Raw genomic sequence first — 15,198 nt, 5'->3', positions numbered from 1 at the left:
CGCATGACGGCGCCGTCGTCATAAACCTTATGTCGCTCGGTTTTCGATCTCAAGAGAATCTCCGGTTTACTGGCGTGATGGCGCACCGAGGGTCGTACGCGAAGGGCATCGCCAAACGCGAGGAGATCCTCACGCGCGCGCTCGAGGTCGTCGCGCGCCAGGGCGTGCGCGGGGCGTCGGTGAAGGTGATCGCGGATGCCGTGGGCCTCAGCCAGGCGGGGCTGCTCCACTACTTCGACTCGAAGGAGGAGCTGTTCACCGAAATCCTCCGCAAACGCGACGAGCTCGACCAGATCGCGTCGAGACCGGATGCCGACGACCTCGTCGGCGGATTCCTCCGCGTCGTGCGCCACAACGCCGAGGTGCCGGGGCTCGTCGAGCTGTTCTCCCGCCTCGCCGTCGACGCCGCCGACCCGCGGCATCCGGCCCACGACTACTTCCTGGAGCGGTCGGCCGGCCTCCGCGCCGAGATGTCGGCCTCCATCGCGGCGCTGAGCGCGCGCGGGGACGCGCCGGCCGGCGACCCGGAGGCGATCGCGCGGATCGTGCAGGCGGCCACCGACGGCCTGCAACTGCAGTGGCTGCTCGACCCGTCGATCGACATGGCGGGAACCCTCGAGACCCTGTTCGCCCTGCTGCGCGCGGCCGCGGGCGACGGGTCCGGCGGCGGGACCCACGCCGCGGGTTCCGGAGCCGCATCGTCCTGAGCACCCGTACGACGTGTCAGCAGTCACATACGGCGGGCCGGCGGCCCCGATGGTCGCCAGAGGTGCCTGGTGACCGCCCGCCCGCGACCCGGGTCAGACGCGCGTCACGACGGCATCCGGGATGCGGCGCCTCATGACGCCGACGGCCTCGTCGCTCGCGTCGACGAGCACCGCGTCGCGACCGAGCGCGGCGGCGACGGCACCGGTCGTGCCGCTGCCGGCGAACAGGTCGAGCACGCGGTCGCCCGGGCGGCTGGAGGCTTGCACGATGCGTCGGAGGATCCCCTCGGGCTTCTGCGTCGGGTAGCCGGTTTTCTCGCGTCCGCTCGTGGGCACGATGGTGTGCCACCAGACGTCGGTGGGGAGCTTGCCGCGCGCCGCCTTCTCGGGGGTGACGAGTCCCGGGGCCATGTAGGGCTCCCGGTCGACGGCGTCGGAGTCGAACCAGTAGCGCGTCGGATCCTTGACGTAGACGAGGATCGTGTCGTGCTTGGTGGGCCAGCGACGCCGACTCTTGGCGCCGTAGTCGTAGGCCCAGATCAGCTCGTTGAGGAACTTGTCGCGTCCGACGAGCGCGTCCAGCAGCACCTTGGCGTAGTGGGCCTCGCGGTAGTCGAGGTGCAGGTACAGCGTGCCGTCGTCGGCGAGCAGGCGCCACGCTTCGCGCAGCCGCGGCTCGAGGAAGTCCCAGTAGTCGTCGAACCGGTCGTCGTAGACCCGCAGATCGCCGCGCAGCCGCGCGTAGCTCGTGCCGCGGAACCCGTTCTTCACCGGCGCGCGTTCGTAACTCCGGAGATCCGCGTGCGCGCCGCCCGCCTCGGACGCAGCATCCCCGGAGTTCCGGGCCTGTGCCCCCGGGCCGGACGCCTCACGGTTCGCGATCTCCGGAGTTGTGAACGCCCGCTCGACGGCACGGGACTGCACGCGGCCGGTGTTGAACGGCGGATCGAGGTAGACGAGGGTGAACGCCCCCGATTCCAGGCCGGCCGCGGCGGCGAGGTTGTCGCCGTGGCGGACCTCGACGCGCCCGCGGCCCGGCGACGCGTCGGCCACCGGCCCCGGATCGGTCACGAGATCGGTCACGGCACGCGGCGCAGCCACGCGTCGGTCGAGAACTTCGACGCGACGAGCGCCTCGGCCTCGGCGTACTCCTCGTCGGTGATGCGCCCCGGCTCCGCGCCGTACAGCTTCGAGAACGTCTCGACGAACCGGTCGATGATCGCCGCGCGCGGCAGGCCCGTCTGACTGCGCAGCGGATCGACGCGCTTGGCGGCCGACGTCGTGCCCTTGTCGCTGAGCTTCTCGCGGCCGATGCGCAGCACCTCGGTCATGACCTGGCCGTCCATGTCGTACGAGAGGGTCGCGTGGTGCAGCACGCCGCCGTTGGCGAGCCGCTTCTGCGCGGCGCCGCCGATCTTGCCGCTCGGCGAGGCGATGTCGTTCAGCGGCTGGTAGGTCGCCTCGATGCCGAGCGAGCGCAGCGCCTGCAGCACCCAGTCGTCGAGGAAGGCGTACGAGTCGGCGAAGGTCATCCCCGCCACGAGGGATGCCGGAACGTACAGCGAGTAGGTCACGATCGACCCGGCGGCCATCAGCATCGCGCCGCCGCCGGAGATACGGCGGACGACGTCGAACCCGTGACGCTGCGCACCCTCGGGGTCGACCTCGTTGCGCAGCGATTGGAACGAGCCGATCACGACGGCCGATTCGTCCCACTCCCAGATGCGGAGGGTGGGCTTGCGACGCCCGTCGCCGACGCGGCTGGTGAGCACCTCGTCGAGGGCGAGGTTCATCCGCGGCGAGACCGCCTTCTCGTGCACGACCTCCCACTCGAAATCCCGCCAGCCCGGGGCGGTGACGAGGGCGCGCCGCACGGCGGTGCCGACCGACTCCGGGGTGAACCCCAGCAGCTGAGCCCCCTCGGGCAGGGCGGCGCGCACGGCCGCGGCGATGCCGGCGACATCGGTCTCGACAGGCAGGCCGGTGACGGCCGCGTCGATGCCCTGGAGGGCGTCGTCGGGCTCGAGGAAGAAGTCCCCCGCGAGGTGGAAGTCGGTGATGAGACCCTCGTCGACTTCGAGATCGACGACGACGAGCTTGCCGCCCGGAACCTTGTACTCCCCGTGCATCCGTCCAGCCTACGGCCGCGCGCGGCCCCGGATGCGGGTCACGACGAGGCCGATGAGGCAGAAGCCGAGCACCGCGGCGCCGAGCCGTGCGAGCCACAGCAACGCGACCTGCCACCAGGCGGGCAGCGGCACGGCGCCGAACAGGAAGCGCAGGAACGCCTCGCCGCCGTCCATCGACACCGACGAGGTGTCCGACAGCCCCACGCCGAGCAGGCCGATCAGGAACAGGGCGGCGCCGGCGGTGACGCCCACCGCCCACCACGCCGCCGCCGGCACGGCCTCGCCCGCGGCCCGCATCCGCCGCCAGCGGAGCGTGACGGTGACGGCGAGCACGACGAGGGCGGCCGCGATCCACACGCCGGCGAAGGCCATGAACGCCATCGCGGGGGTGACGAGGATGCTGCGGATGGCCTCGGAAGCCCAGCCGCTCGCGAATCCGGCGACGGTGGCGCGCAGCACCATCCCGACGGCGAGGGCGATGACGGCCCACAGCACGTCACCCAGCACGCGGGTGAGGATCACGCCGAGGGCGGCCTTCCACCGCGCCGCGCCGCCCGGATGCACGAGCGCCTCGGCGGGGAACGCGCTGAGCCGCAGCGCCGACGCGACGGCGGCGCCGCCGGCGCCCAGCAGCAGGATGACCCAGAATCCGGGTTCGATCAGCAGGAAGCGGTTGGGGTCGAGCAGCGACATCGCGAGCACCGCGACGAGCGCGCACCCGAGCACGATCCAGCGGATGCCGCCCCGCGCGATCCCGGCCCACTCCGGGGTGAGCGGCTCGGGCGCCCCCGACCCCGACGCCCCGGTCCCCGCGACCGGCTCCCCCAGAGGCCGGGACCCGGCGGGCCGACGCGACCGGCGCTTGCGCCGGCGCTGCGGCCGGCTCATGCCCGCACCGGGAAGCGTGCGTCGAGCCAGGCGAGCAGGTCGGCGCGCACCTGCTGCTGGATGGTCTCGTTGAAGATCTCGTGCCGTGCGTCGGGGTAGACGAGGGTCGTCACGTCGGTGAGGCCGGAGCGGGACCGGTACGCCTCGGCGAGCCGGTGCACGGCGCGCGGGCCGCCGACGGTGTCGTCGCGGCCGACCATCAGCAGCATCGGCACGTCGATTCCCAGGTTTCGGCGGGGGCGGCCGAGCAGGCGCAGGGTGTCGCGGATGCCGAACAGCTGCGGCAGGGTCTTCACCGTCGTGAGGGGGTCGTCGAGGAACGCCTGCCCCACGGCAGGGTCGGTCGCCAGCCACTCGACACCGGTGGCGTCCGGTCCCCGCCAGGGCTTGTTGAGGTCGCCGGAGTTCAGTGACCCCGGCCACCGCAGCGACGAGCCGGAGAGCACGACGGCGCTGTAGTCGCGCGGCTGCGCGTCGAAGAGGATCTGCGCGAGGAACGACCCCCACGAGTGGCCGAGCAGCACGAGCGGGAGGCCGGGGTGGGCGTCGTGGATGATGTCCGTGAGCTGCCGCACGGCGGCGACGGCGGCACGGTGTCCCCCCACCCCGAGCCGGCCGAGCCGATCGGCGTCGCCGGCGTGCTGGGCCATGCCGGTGCGGCCGTGGCCGCGGTGGTCGTCGGCGTAGACGGTGAAGCCGGCGGCGACGAGCGCCTCGGCCAGCGCCGTGTAGCGGCCGGCGTGTTCGCCGACGCCGTGCAGCAGCTGCACGACACCGCGCACCGCGCCCGAGGCCGGATACACGTCGTAGACGATGCGCACCCCGTGCGCGTCGGTGAACTCGGGCATGCCCGAAGTCTAGGGCGGCACGCTCCGGGCCTTCGCCCTCCACGGCCGGAGAATCCAGGCATCCGCGATTTTCTTTAGCAAAGCTAATGAGCTATGCTAACGAGTTGACATGAGCCCTGCCGAGACGACCGCCGCACCCCCGACCGCCCCCGCCGCCACGCCCGACGACCACCCGCACGCGCCGCTTGCGACCGAGGTGCGCATGGCGACCTTCCGGCTCGCGCGGCGCCTGCGCTCGCAGCGCGCGGTCGACTCGATGAGCGACGGGCAGTTCGCGGTGCTCGCCGCACTCAAGGTGCACGGCCCGCACACCCTCGGCGAGCTCGCCGACCGCGAGCGCGTCTCGGCCCCGTCGATGAACCGCACCGTCAACGGACTCGAAGAGGCCGGCTACCTCTCCCGCACGCCCGACCGGGACGACCGCCGCAAGGTCAACATCCATCTGACGGATGCCGGCCTCGTCGTCGTCGAGGAGACCACCCGCCGACGCGACCTGTGGCTCGAACAGGCCCTCGGCGACCTCACCGACGCGCAGCGCGACGCGCTCACGGCCGCCGCCGCCGTGATGCAGGAGGTGGCCGCGCGATGAGCAGCACGATGTTCCGCTCCTTCGCGGCCTTCAACTACCGGGTCTGGTTCATCGGCGCGCTCGTCTCCAACGCCGGCCAGTGGATGCAGTCCACCGCGCTCAGCTGGGTCGTGCTCACGAGCCTCACCGACAACGACGCCGGCGCGATGGGCATCACGATGGCGCTGCAGTTCGCACCGCCGCTGCTGCTGGTGGGCGTCACCGGATGGGTCGCCGACCGGTTCGACCGGCGCAAGCTCCTCGTGCTGACTCAGTCGCTGCTGATGGTCGTGGGCGCGATCATCGGCTATCTCCTGCTGGCGGGGGTGATGACCCTCGGCATGATGTACGCCTTCGCGCTCGTGCTCGGCATCATCGCGGCCTTCGACAACCCCGCGCGCCAGGCGTTCGTCTCCGACCTCGTCTCCCGCGAGCACGCCTCCAACGCCGTCGCCCTCAACGCCGCGTCGTTCAACGCCGCCCGCATGATCGGTCCGGCGCTGGCCGGGATCATGATCGTGGCCGTCGGCACCGGATGGGTGTTCTTCGTCAACGCGGCGACGTTCCTCGCGATGATCGTGGCCCTGCTGCTCATCCGCACGCACGAGCTCATCCCGCGCGTGAAGGCGCCCGGCGCCGCCCGCCTCGCCGACGGCTTCCGCTACGTCGGCAAGCGCCCCGACCTCATGGTCGCCTTCGCGATGGTGTTCCTGCTCGGCGCGTTCGGCATGAACTTCCCGATCTTCGCCTCGACGATGGCGATCGAGTTCGGGCAGGAGGCCGACGGCTACGGTCTGCTCAGCTCGATCCTCGCGATCGGCTCGCTCGCGGGCGCCCTGCTGGCCGCCCGCCGCGACCGCGCCCGCATCCGCATGGTCATCGTCGGCACCGGCCTGTTCGCCGTCGCCGCGCTCGTCTCGTCGGTCATGCCGACCTACTGGACGTATGCCGTCACGCTCATGTTCACCGGCTTCGCGGTCGTCACGACCATGACGACGGCCAACGGCTACGTGCAGACGACGACCGATCCCGCCCTGCGCGGCCGTGTGCTGGCGCTGTACATGGCGATCCTCATGGGCGGCACCCCGATCGGCGCGCCGATCGTCGGCTGGGTGGCCGCGCAGTACGGCCCCCGCATCGCGATCGTCGTCGGCGGCGTCGCGGCGCTGGCGGCGTTCCTCATCGGCTTCGTCTGGCTGCTGCGCTCGGGGCGGCTGCACCGCCACGAGACGCGCCGGTTCGCGCTGGCGATCGACGAGACGACCCCCATCTCGGTCGTGCCGCCCGAGGAGTTCAGCGACGAGATCGCCGCGACCACGCCCATCAGCCTCCCGGAAGCGACGGAGGTTCCGCGCCGCAAGGCCGGCTGAGCCCGCCGCCCCGGCATCCTCGAGTCCCGCATCCGCGGCCGCGCATCCTCGGAGACCTGCAGTTCTTCGGATGCGGGAGGCACCCACGTTCCGAAGATCCGCAGATCTCCGAAGAAAGCAGACCCGGGCATCCGCGGCCGCGTAACCTGCCGACCCCGTAACCTGCCACCCGCATCCGGCTCGGTGTGGTGGACTGGATGCCGCGAACGTTCGAGGAAGAAGTGAGAGCATGACCGGCGACCCCTACGGCGGCGACAGCCGCGCCATCGACGACCTGGACGACGAGTTCGCCCGCGCGATGCGCCCGACCCGCCGCACCCCGAAGCTCGACGTCGACCCGTCGATCGCCCGGTCGTGGCTGCTCGTGCCGGGCACGCGCGCCGACATCTTCGACGAGATGGCGCGCTCCCGGGCGGATGCCGTCGTGCTCGACATCGAGGATGCCGTCGATCCGTCGAACAAACCGGCCGCGCGTGCCGACGTCGCGGCGTGGCTGCGCGCCGGCGGCAAGGCGTGGGTGCGCGTCAACGACGCGGCCAGCCCGTTCTGGGGCGACGACCTCGCCGCCCTCGCCGGCATCCCGACCCTGCAGGGGGTCATGCTCGCCAAGACCGAGACGCCCGCGCAGGTCACCAGCACCGCCGACCGCCTCGGAGGCGGCGTGCCCGTCGTCGCGCTCATCGAGTCGGCGCTGGGACTGGAGGACGCGGCGCACATCGCCCGCGCGCAGGGCGCGTTCCGTCTCGCGTTCGGCTCGGGCGACTTCCGCCGCGACACCGGCATGAGCGCGGATGCCGAGGCGATGGCGTACCCGCGTGCCCGCCTCGTCGTCGCAAGCCGTGTGGGCGGGCTGCCCGGGCCCATCGACGGCCCCACGGTGAGCTCCAGCATGCCGACGCTGCGCGAGCAGTCCGCCATCACTGTGTCGATGGGCATGACGGGAAAGCTCTGCCTCACCTCCGACCAGGCGCCGGTGATCAACGAGGTCATCTGCCCGACCCCGAGCGAGGTCACCTGGGCACTCGATTTCCTCGAGGACTTCGAGAGCCGCGGCCGCGTCATCCGCGACGGGTCCGACCTGCCACGCCTGGGTCGCGCCCAGAAGATCGAGAAGCTCGCTCTCGCCTTCGGGGTGCACCCCTCCTCGTGAGCGCGTCGCCGGTCAGGCCCCCACGCGACTGAGGCGCCGCATCCCGTGAGGGAACACGTCGGCGTCTAGAGAACAGGTGGCACCCATATCCTCGGCGCCGCGTTGTTCCCTCACGGGACGGATGCGGGAGCGCGCGCCCCGCGGGAGCCACACGCCGCGGCGCAGGTCAGGCCTCGCGGGTGATCGTCACCTTCACGTGCAGCTGGCTCTTGAACGGGCCGGCGTACACGCCGCGCAGCGGCGGCACGTCGTTGTAGTCGCGGCCGCGGCCGACCAGCACGTGGCGGTCGCCGATCTCGGTGTTGTTGGTGGGGTCGAAGCCCTGCCAGGCGCCGGCGAACCACTCGACCCACGCGTGCGACTCGCCGATCGCGGCGACGCAGACCTCGGCGTCGGGTTGCGGATGCAGGTAGCCCGACACGTAGCGGGCGGGGATGCCGACGTGGCGCAGCGCGCCGAGCGTGATGTGGGCGATGTCCTGGCACACGCCCTTGCGCTCGGTCCAGGCCTCCGCGCCGGTCGAGTGCACGCCGGTGATCCCGAAGACGTACTCCATCGCGTCGCCGAGCGCCGTCGCGATCGCGAGCGCGGCCGCCGCGGGGGTGTCGTGCTGGGCGGCGATCGTGCGTGCGATGTCGGCGACCTCGGGATGCGGGTCGGTGCGCGCGGACTGGCCGAGCATCTCCACCGTCGCGATCGCCCGCTGCGTCTCGCGGGCGAGGTCGTCCCAGCCGATGTCGGAGAGCTCGAGCGGACGAGGGCGCACCTCGACGAGCGAGCGCGCCGTGATGTTCAGCGCGGAGTGCCCGGCCAGCACGTCGAAGGCGGCGACGCGCGTGCCGAAGTAGTCGACGTACTGGTTGACGCTCGTGGACGGCTCGATGTCGAGCTGCGAGCTGAGCACGAACTGGCTGTCGGTCGAGCTCGGCAGCATCCGCGCCTCGTTGTAGGAGGCGCCGACGTCACCCTCGTACGCGAAGCCGGTCGCGTGCTCGATGCGCAATCTCCGCGGCCCCTGAGCCTGTCGAAGGGTCATGAGGTCTCTCCGATCCAGCTGGGCTCCGCGTGCGTCGGGAAGAAGCGGGCGCGGATGGCCTCCGACGCCTCGCGGGTGACCTTCTGCACCTGCTCCATGTGCTCGGGCAGCTCGTCGAGGATCTCGGTGATCGGACGGTACTCGAGGTCGTTGCGGATGCGGCCGAGCGCCCGCAGCACGGAGTTGGAGTGGCCGACGCGGTCGGCGACGGGGTCGATCGCGCGCATGCACTCCTCGGCCCGGGCGATCGAGTGGATGACGGAGCGCGGGAAGAGGCGGTCCAGCAGCAGGAACTCGGCGGCGTTTCGTGCCGTCGGCATCCCGCGGTAGGTGCGCAGGTACGCCTCGTATCCGCCGCAGGAGCGCAGGATCGTCGTCCACGACGGCCCCGACGCCTCGGTCAGCGTGCGCGTCGCGAGCATGCGGGCCGTCATGTCGGTGCGCTCGATCGTGCGTCCCAGCGTGAAGAACTGCCAGGCCTCGTCGCGGCTCGTCGTCGAATCGGCGATGCCGACCGCGAGCGCCCCGCGCTCGCGCACCCACTGGAAGAACTCGTGCGCCTTCTCGTCGTTGACCCGGCGCGGCATGCGCGAGTACGTCGTGTTGAGCGTCTCCCACAGTTCGGTCGAGACGATCTCACGGGCACGGCGCGCGTTCTCGCGTGCCGCCTGCAGCGCGTAGGCGATGCTCGACGGGTTCGTGCGGTCGACGGCGAGCCGGGTGAGCACGTTGTTGCGGCTCACGCGGTCGAGGTCGTCGGCGGGCGCGGCGCCCATGACGGCCATGAGCGACCGGCAGGCGATGTCCTCGTCGATCCACGGGTCTTCCAGCAGCAACTGCAGGTGCACGTCGAGAATGCGCGCGGTGCCGTCGGAGCGCTCGATGTACCGCCCGATCCAGAACAGAGACTCTGCAATGCGGCTCAGCATGAGCCGCTCCTTCCGGTCGTCATGTCGCGCCCCTGTTGCTGCTGCTCCTGCTGGGACGACGAGCCCGGCGCGGCGTCCTGCGGCGAGTGGGCGGGCTCGGCCTGCGTGTCGTAGATGATCGGGATCGCCTGTGTGACGGATGCCTGCTCCGCCACGAGCGCGGCGACATTGTGCTGTGCGTACTCGACGCTGCCCGGCGCGGCACCGCCGACGATCCAGGTGTCCTTCGAGCCGCCGCCCTGGCTGGAGTTGACGACGAGCTGACCCTCGGGCAGTGCGACGCGGGTGAGCCCGCCGGGCAGCACCCACACGTCGTCGCCGTTGTTCACGGCGAACGGCCTCAGGTCGGCGTGGCGGGGACGCATCCCGTCCTCGACGAGCGTCGGGATCGTCGAGAGCATGACGACGGGCTGCGCGATCCACCCGCGCGGATCGGTGATGAGCTTCTTGCGCAGCGTCTCGAGCTCGGCGGGGCTGGCGTCGGGGCCCACGACGAGGCCCTTGCCGCCCGAGCCGTCGACGGGCTTCACGACGAGCTCGTGGAGCCGGTCGAGCACCTCTTCGAGCGCCTCCGGCTCCTCGAGCCGCCACGTGTCGACGTTCTTGAGGATGGGGTCCTCGGCCAGGTAGTAGCGGATGAGGTCGGGCACGTACGTGTAGAGCAGCTTGTCGTCGGCGACGCCGTTGCCCACCGCGTTCGCGATCGTCACGTTGCCGAGGCGCGCGGCGAGCATGAGACCGGGGGCTCCCAGCATCGAGTCGGCGCGGAACTGCAGCGGATCGAGGAAGTCGTCGTCGACGCGGCGGTAGATGACGTCGACGCGCTTGGGTCCGCGGGTGGTGCGCATGAAGACCTTGCCGCCCATGCACTGCAGGTCGCGGCCTTCGACGAGCTCGACGCCCATGAGACGGGCGAGCAGGGTGTGCTCGAAGTAGGCGGAGTTGTAGACGCCGGGGGTGAGCACGACGACGTTGGGGTCTTCGACACCGGGCGGGGCGGAGTTGCGCAGCGCCTCGAGCAGCTTGTTCGGGTAGTCGCCGACGGGGCGCACCCGCAGCGACGAGAACAGTTCCGGCAGGGTCTGCGCCATGACGCGACGGTTCGAGATGACGTAGCTGACGCCCGAGGGCACCCGCACGTTGTCCTCGAGCACGCGCATCTCGCCGTTCTCGTCGCGGATGAGGTCGATCCCGGCGACCTGGATGCGCACGCCGTTGGCGGAGTGGATGCCGGCGGCCTGGCGATAGAAGTACTGCGAGCTGGCGATGAGAGCCGCCGGCAGCACGCCGTCGCGCACGCAGTGCTGGTGCCCGTAGGCGTCGTCGAGGAACGCCTCGAGCGCCTTGACGCGCTGCTTCACGCCCTTCGCGACGTGCGCCCACTCGTCGTACTCGATGATGCGGGGCACGGCATCCAGCGGGAAGGGGCGCTCCTCGCCCGCGAAGTCGAAGGTGACGCCCTGGGCGAGGTAGGAGCTGGCGAGCGAATCGGTGCGTCCGCGCAACTCCTCCTGCGTCATCTGGGCGAGCGCCTGATAGAGCTCCCGGTAGGCGTCGCGGGACTGCGCCTGGCCCTCGGAGGCGGCCACCGTCGCGAACATCTCGTCGAACGCGGGCACTCCGGAGACCGTCTTGCGCGGCGCCAGAGTGGAGCCGTAGCCGTCGAAGAGGTCACCCATGGCATGACTCTAGTCCGGGGCATGTTGCGCGAGTGTTTCGCGCCGGGGGCCCTTAACGGGAGCGCTGCGACGTGCGTCGGCCCCGGGCGGGGTGCGGCGGACGTACGCTGGCCGGATGGCGGATGCCGGAGGTCGTGACACCGGGCGGGCGATGCTCGCGGGCGTCGCCGCCACGGCGCTGGGGGCGGGTCTCGGCGAGCTCGCGGCCGCCCTGCTCGCCCCGTCGTCCGGACCGGTGTCGGTCATCGGGTCGGCGCTCATCGACGTCGCTCCGCCGTGGGCCAAGGACACCGCGATCGCCCTGTTCGGCACGGCCGACAAGGTCGCCCTCGTCACGGGCATCGCGATCGCGCTGCTCGCCGTCGCGGCGGGCGCCGGGGTGCTCGAGGCGCGCCGAGCGCCGTGGGGGCGCGGCGTGCTGCTCGCCCTCGGCGGCGCCGGCGTGCTCGCCGCCGTCACCCGAGCGGATGCCGGTCCGCTGGCCGCGGTGCCCTCGATCATCGCCGGCGGCGTCGCCGCGATCGTGCTGACGCAGCTCGCGATGCGGCTGCGACCGGGCGTGGACGGGGCCGAACGTGCCGCCGCCGCCGAGGACCGCCGCCGGTTCCTCGCGTGGACGGCGGTCTCGATCGCGGTGGGCGCGTTGGCGGCGGCCGGCTCGCAGGTCGCGCGCACGACCGCCCGCACGGTCGACGCGGTGCGCTCCGCCGTGCGGCTGCCGCGGCCGACGGCGACGGCTTCGGTCCCGGCGGGCGCCGACCTCGGCCTCGACGGCCTCGCTCCCCTCATCACCCCGAACGGAGCCTTCTACCGGATCGACACCGCGATCATCGTGCCGCAAGTCGACCCCGCCGACTGGAGCCTGCGCATCCACGGCATGGTCGAGGAGGAGGTCGTGCTCTCGTGGGAGGACGTGCTGGCACTGCCGCTGGCCGAGAGCACGACGACGCTCGCCTGCGTGTCGAACGAGGTCGGCGGCGACCTCATCGGCAACGCGGTGTGGCTGGGGTACCCGATCCGCGAGCTGCTCGCACGGGCGCGCCCGACGGCGGACGCCGACATGGTGCTGTCGCGCTCGATCGACGGGTTCACCGCATCCACCCCGCTGCAGGCGCTCACCGACGAGCGCGACGCGATCCTCGCGGTCGGGATGAACGGGGAACCGCTGCCCGTCGAGCACGGCTTCCCCGCGCGCCTGGTCGTGCCGGGCCTGTACGGCTACGTGTCGGCGACCAAATGGGTCACCGAACTCGAGGTGACGCGCTTCGACCGTGCCCGCGCGTACTGGACCGATCGCGGGTGGTCGGAGCGCGGGCCGATCAAGCTGCAGTCGCGCATCGACGTGCCGCGCCGCAGCGCCCCGGCGGGGCAGGCCGTCATCGCGGGCGTCGCCTGGCAGCAGCACGTCGGCGTCGCCGGCGTCGAGGTGCAGATCGACGACGGCCCGTGGCGGCCGGCGACCCTCGCGCCCGCGATCTCGGACGACACGTGGGTGCAGTGGTCGCTGCCGTGGACCGCGGATGCCGGATCCCACCGGCTGCGCTGCCGTGCGACGAGCCGCACCGGCGAAGTGCAGACCGACCAGGAGGCGCCGCCCGCGCCGGACGGGGCGACCGGCTGGCACACCGTCGACGTCACGGTGTCCTGAGCCTGCGGGCCGGCGGATGCGGGTGCGACCCGGCCGCGCCGACGGGCTCCGGTGACGTCAGGCGGCGAGGACGACGCGGAGCTGCTCGACGGCCCAGTCCAGCTCGGTCGCGCGCACGACGAGCGGCGGCGCGATGCGGACGGTCTGGCCGTGGGTGTCCTTGACGAGCACACCGCGGCCGAGCAGACGCTCGGCGACCTCGCGCCCGGTGCCGACGGCGGGGTCGATGTCGACCCCGGCCCACAGCCCCGCGACGCGAACCGCCGTCACGCCGTGACCGACGAGGGACTCCAGTCGAGAGGCGAGGTGCTCGCCGAGAGCGGCGGCGCGCGTCTGGAACTCGCCCGAGGCGAGCATGTCGACGACCTGGCGGCCGATGGCGGCCGCGAGCGGGTTGCCGCCGAACGTCGAGCCGTGCTCGCCGGGGCGGATCACGCCGAGCACATCCGCGTCGGCGACGACGGCCGACAGCGGCACGATGCCGCCGCCGAGGGCCTTGCCCAGCAGGTACATGTCGGGCACGACCTGCTCCCGGTCGCACGCGAACGTCGTGCCGACACGGCCGAGTCCCGACTGGATCTCGTCGGCGATCATGAGGATGCCGTGCCGGTCGCAGATCTCGCGCACCGCGCGCAGGTAGCCCTCCGGGGGCAGGATGACGCCCGCCTCGCCCTGGATCGGCTCGATCAGCACCGCGGCCGTCGCGGACGTGACGGCCGCCTCGACGGCGGCGGCGTCGCCGAACGGCACCGCGACGAAGCCGGGGGCGAACGGCCCGAACCCGTCCCGCGCCTGCGGGTCGTCGCTGAAGCCGACGATCGTCGTGGTGCGGCCGTGGAAGTTGCCGTGCGCGACGACGATCTCCGCCGTGTCGGCCGGGATGCCCTTCACCCGGTACGCCCACGCGCGGGCGACCTTGATGCCGGTCTCGACGGCCTCGGCGCCGGTGTTCATCGGCAGCACGAGGTCTTTCCCGCACAGGTCGGCCAGCGCCGTCGCGAATCCGCCGAGCTGGTCGTTGTGGAACGCGCGGCTCGTGAGCGTCACGCGCCCCAGCTGCTCGGTCGCCGCCGCGATCAGCGCCGGATGGCGGTGGCCGAAGTTGACGGCCGAGTACGCCGAGAGCAGGTCGAGGTAGCGCTTGCCCTCGACGTCGGTGACCCACGAGCCCTCCGCGCGCGCCACGACCACCGGCAGCGGCGCGTAGTTGCGGGCGACGTGGCTTTCCTCGACGTCGATGAGTCGGAGCGTGGTGGTGTCGGGGGTGGTCATGCGCGTCCTCGGAGTTCCAGCGTGCAGCACTTGATGCCGCCGCCGCCGAGCAGCAGCTCGGACAGGTCGACGGCGACGGCGTTGTAGCCGCGCTCGCGCAGCTGCGCGGCGAAGCCGGTGGCGCGGGGCGAGTGGAAGACGTTCAGGCCGTCGGAGGCGGCGTTGAGGCCGAACACGGCGCCGTCGTCGTCGCTGACGAGCACGGCATCCGGGTATCGCTCCTCGAGCACGCGACGGGAGGCGGCGTCGAACGCCGACGGCAGGTAGGCGATGTTCGCGCGCTCCACCCCGCCCGGCCCTTCGACCGGATCGAGCACCGCGATCGCGGTGTCGAGGTGGTAGAAGCGGGGATCGACCAGAGTGAGGGTGACGACGTCGCGCTCGAAGACCTCGCCGATCTCGCGGTGGCTCTCGGTGCTCGAACGGAATCCGCTGCCGCCGAGGATCGTGTCGCCCACGAGCAGGAAGTCGCCCTCGCCCTCTTGCACCGCATCCGGTCGCACGACCTCGAAACCGTGGGCGTCGAACCAGTCCATGAACGGCTGCTCCTCGCCGCGCCGCTCGTCGACGCGGAACTTCACACCCAGCGCCCGCCCGTCGACGATGAAGCCGCCGTTGGCGGTGTAGACCATGTCGGGCAGGCCCTGCACCGGGTCGATGAGCTCCACCTCGTGACCGAGATCCAGGTAGGTGTCGTACAGCGCCTGCCACTGCGACAGCGCACGGTCGGTGTCGGTGGGCCGGGTCGGCTCCATCCACGGGTTGATGCGGTAGCTCACCGTGAAGTGCTCGGGCCGGCACATGAGATAGCGGCGGTGCTGTTGGATGCGCATCGTTCTCCTCGCACGCAGCGGCGGACTCGGTCCACAGGCCCGTCACCTCGGGACTGTCCCCATCGAGGCGGCGCGGGCACGCCGGGTCCCATCTTGCCAGACCGGTCGCGCGCATCCGTGTTCGTGAGTAGATTTCTTCTC

The 15,198-nt window shown here is 71.9% G+C and carries 14 protein-coding genes; 5 read left to right on the top strand and 9 right to left on the bottom strand.

Features of this window, described 5'->3' with window-relative positions; genetic code table 11:
• Positions 1-77: 77 nt before the first annotated feature.
• Positions 78-707, top strand: coding sequence for a TetR/AcrR family transcriptional regulator (locus tag C7474_RS01905; RefSeq protein ID WP_121057136.1), 630 nt, complete (start codon positions 78-80; stop codon positions 705-707).
• A 93-nt stretch (positions 708-800) separates the two neighbouring features.
• On the opposite strand, the gene C7474_RS01900 is transcribed toward C7474_RS01905, so the two are convergent.
• From C7474_RS01900 to C7474_RS01885, 4 genes are read right to left on the bottom strand one after another with little or no spacing between them, the layout of a single operon-like run.
• Positions 801-1,790, bottom strand: coding sequence for a DNA-methyltransferase (locus tag C7474_RS01900; RefSeq protein WP_241965053.1), 990 nt, complete (start codon positions 1,788-1,790; stop codon positions 801-803).
• The gene (locus C7474_RS01895) at positions 1,787-2,836 is read right to left on the bottom strand and encodes a lipoate-protein ligase LplAB (RefSeq protein ID WP_121057134.1); all 1,050 of its coding nucleotides are present in this window, start codon (positions 2,834-2,836) and stop codon (positions 1,787-1,789) included. Before C7474_RS01895 ends, C7474_RS01900 begins: the two co-directional genes overlap by 4 nt.
• A 9-nt stretch (positions 2,837-2,845) precedes the next feature.
• On the bottom strand, positions 2,846-3,724 hold the full coding sequence (locus tag C7474_RS14960) for a hypothetical protein (RefSeq protein ID WP_158597284.1): 879 nt from the start codon (positions 3,722-3,724) through the stop codon (positions 2,846-2,848).
• Positions 3,721-4,572, bottom strand: coding sequence for an alpha/beta hydrolase (locus C7474_RS01885; protein ID WP_121057132.1), 852 nt, complete (start codon positions 4,570-4,572; stop codon positions 3,721-3,723). The genes C7474_RS14960 and C7474_RS01885 overlap by 4 nt, the downstream gene beginning before the upstream one ends.
• A gap of 109 nt (positions 4,573-4,681) precedes the next feature.
• On the opposite strand from C7474_RS01885, the gene C7474_RS01880 reads away from it, so the two are divergent.
• The 3 genes from C7474_RS01880 to C7474_RS01870 all read left to right on the top strand — a co-directional run bounded on the left by C7474_RS01880 (position 4,682) and on the right by C7474_RS01870 (position 7,660).
• Positions 4,682-5,161 carry a MarR family winged helix-turn-helix transcriptional regulator gene (locus C7474_RS01880; RefSeq protein ID WP_121057130.1) on the top strand — a complete coding sequence of 160 codons (480 nt, stop codon included), beginning with the start codon at positions 4,682-4,684 and terminating at the stop codon, positions 5,159-5,161.
• Positions 5,158-6,510: an MFS transporter gene (locus tag C7474_RS01875; protein WP_121057128.1), complete on the top strand. Its 1,353-nt coding sequence runs from the start codon at positions 5,158-5,160 to the stop codon at positions 6,508-6,510. Before C7474_RS01880 ends, C7474_RS01875 begins: the two co-directional genes overlap by 4 nt.
• A 298-nt stretch (positions 6,511-6,808) precedes the next feature.
• Positions 6,809-7,660 carry an HpcH/HpaI aldolase/citrate lyase family protein gene (locus C7474_RS01870; RefSeq protein ID WP_121057851.1) on the top strand — a complete coding sequence of 284 codons (852 nt, stop codon included), beginning with the start codon at positions 6,809-6,811 and terminating at the stop codon, positions 7,658-7,660.
• A 166-nt stretch (positions 7,661-7,826) separates the two neighbouring features.
• Here C7474_RS01870 and C7474_RS01865 read toward each other — a convergent pair whose 3' ends face one another.
• From C7474_RS01865 to C7474_RS01855, 3 genes are read right to left on the bottom strand one after another with little or no spacing between them, the layout of a single operon-like run.
• Positions 7,827-8,696 (bottom strand): transglutaminase family protein, encoded by an 870-nt coding sequence (locus tag C7474_RS01865; RefSeq protein WP_121057126.1) that lies wholly within the window; start codon positions 8,694-8,696, stop codon positions 7,827-7,829.
• A complete protein-coding gene (locus tag C7474_RS01860; protein WP_121057124.1) occupies positions 8,693-9,625 on the bottom strand; it encodes an alpha-E domain-containing protein in 933 nt (310 codons plus the stop codon). The genes C7474_RS01865 and C7474_RS01860 overlap by 4 nt, the downstream gene beginning before the upstream one ends.
• The gene (locus C7474_RS01855; RefSeq protein ID WP_121057122.1) at positions 9,619-11,304 is read right to left on the bottom strand and encodes a circularly permuted type 2 ATP-grasp protein; all 1,686 of its coding nucleotides are present in this window, start codon (positions 11,302-11,304) and stop codon (positions 9,619-9,621) included. The genes C7474_RS01860 and C7474_RS01855 overlap by 7 nt, the downstream gene beginning before the upstream one ends.
• Positions 11,305-11,419: 115 nt before the next feature.
• On the opposite strand from C7474_RS01855, the gene C7474_RS01850 reads away from it, so the two are divergent.
• Positions 11,420-12,952 (top strand): molybdopterin-dependent oxidoreductase, encoded by a 1,533-nt coding sequence (locus C7474_RS01850; protein WP_121057120.1) that lies wholly within the window; start codon positions 11,420-11,422, stop codon positions 12,950-12,952.
• Positions 12,953-13,009: 57 nt separating this feature from the next.
• Here C7474_RS01850 and rocD read toward each other — a convergent pair whose 3' ends face one another.
• On the bottom strand, positions 13,010-14,224 hold the full coding sequence (rocD, locus tag C7474_RS01845) for an ornithine--oxo-acid transaminase (protein WP_121057118.1): 1,215 nt from the start codon (positions 14,222-14,224) through the stop codon (positions 13,010-13,012).
• The gene (ddaH, locus tag C7474_RS01840; protein ID WP_121057116.1) at positions 14,221-15,057 is read right to left on the bottom strand and encodes a dimethylargininase; all 837 of its coding nucleotides are present in this window, start codon (positions 15,055-15,057) and stop codon (positions 14,221-14,223) included. The genes rocD and ddaH overlap by 4 nt, the downstream gene beginning before the upstream one ends.
• Positions 15,058-15,198 lie beyond the last annotated feature (141 nt).

This window comes from Microbacterium telephonicum (genome assembly GCF_003651225.1).
In the GTDB taxonomy this organism is placed as follows: Bacteria; Actinomycetota; Actinomycetes; order Actinomycetales; family Microbacteriaceae; genus Microbacterium; species Microbacterium telephonicum.
Note: the sequence above shows the minus strand (reverse complement) of the source record. Positions and strands in the feature narration are given on the sequence as shown.

What these genes read in the sequence shown, in the direction of transcription:
- C7474_RS01905 (WP_121057136.1), top strand. Translation starts at nt 78, where the DNA reads ATGGCGCACCGAGGGTCGTACGCGAAGGGCATCGCCAAACGCGAGGAG.
- C7474_RS01895 (WP_121057134.1), bottom strand. Translation starts at nt 2,836, where the DNA reads ATGCACGGGGAGTACAAGGTTCCGGGCGGCAAGCTCGTCGTCGTCGAT.
- C7474_RS14960 (WP_158597284.1), bottom strand. Translation starts at nt 3,724, where the DNA reads ATGAGCCGGCCGCAGCGCCGGCGCAAGCGCCGGTCGCGTCGGCCCGCC.
- C7474_RS01885 (WP_121057132.1), bottom strand. Translation starts at nt 4,572, where the DNA reads ATGCCCGAGTTCACCGACGCGCACGGGGTGCGCATCGTCTACGACGTG.
- C7474_RS01880 (WP_121057130.1), top strand. Translation starts at nt 4,682, where the DNA reads ATGAGCCCTGCCGAGACGACCGCCGCACCCCCGACCGCCCCCGCCGCC.
- C7474_RS01875 (WP_121057128.1), top strand. Translation starts at nt 5,158, where the DNA reads ATGAGCAGCACGATGTTCCGCTCCTTCGCGGCCTTCAACTACCGGGTC.
- C7474_RS01870 (WP_121057851.1), top strand. Translation starts at nt 6,809, where the DNA reads ATGCGCCCGACCCGCCGCACCCCGAAGCTCGACGTCGACCCGTCGATC.
- C7474_RS01865 (WP_121057126.1), bottom strand. Translation starts at nt 8,696, where the DNA reads ATGACCCTTCGACAGGCTCAGGGGCCGCGGAGATTGCGCATCGAGCAC.
- C7474_RS01860 (WP_121057124.1), bottom strand. Translation starts at nt 9,625, where the DNA reads ATGCTGAGCCGCATTGCAGAGTCTCTGTTCTGGATCGGGCGGTACATC.
- C7474_RS01855 (WP_121057122.1), bottom strand. Translation starts at nt 11,304, where the DNA reads ATGGGTGACCTCTTCGACGGCTACGGCTCCACTCTGGCGCCGCGCAAG.
- C7474_RS01850 (WP_121057120.1), top strand. Translation starts at nt 11,420, where the DNA reads ATGGCGGATGCCGGAGGTCGTGACACCGGGCGGGCGATGCTCGCGGGC.
- rocD (WP_121057118.1), bottom strand. Translation starts at nt 14,224, where the DNA reads ATGACCACCCCCGACACCACCACGCTCCGACTCATCGACGTCGAGGAA.
- ddaH (WP_121057116.1), bottom strand. Translation starts at nt 15,057, where the DNA reads ATGCGCATCCAACAGCACCGCCGCTATCTCATGTGCCGGCCCGAGCAC.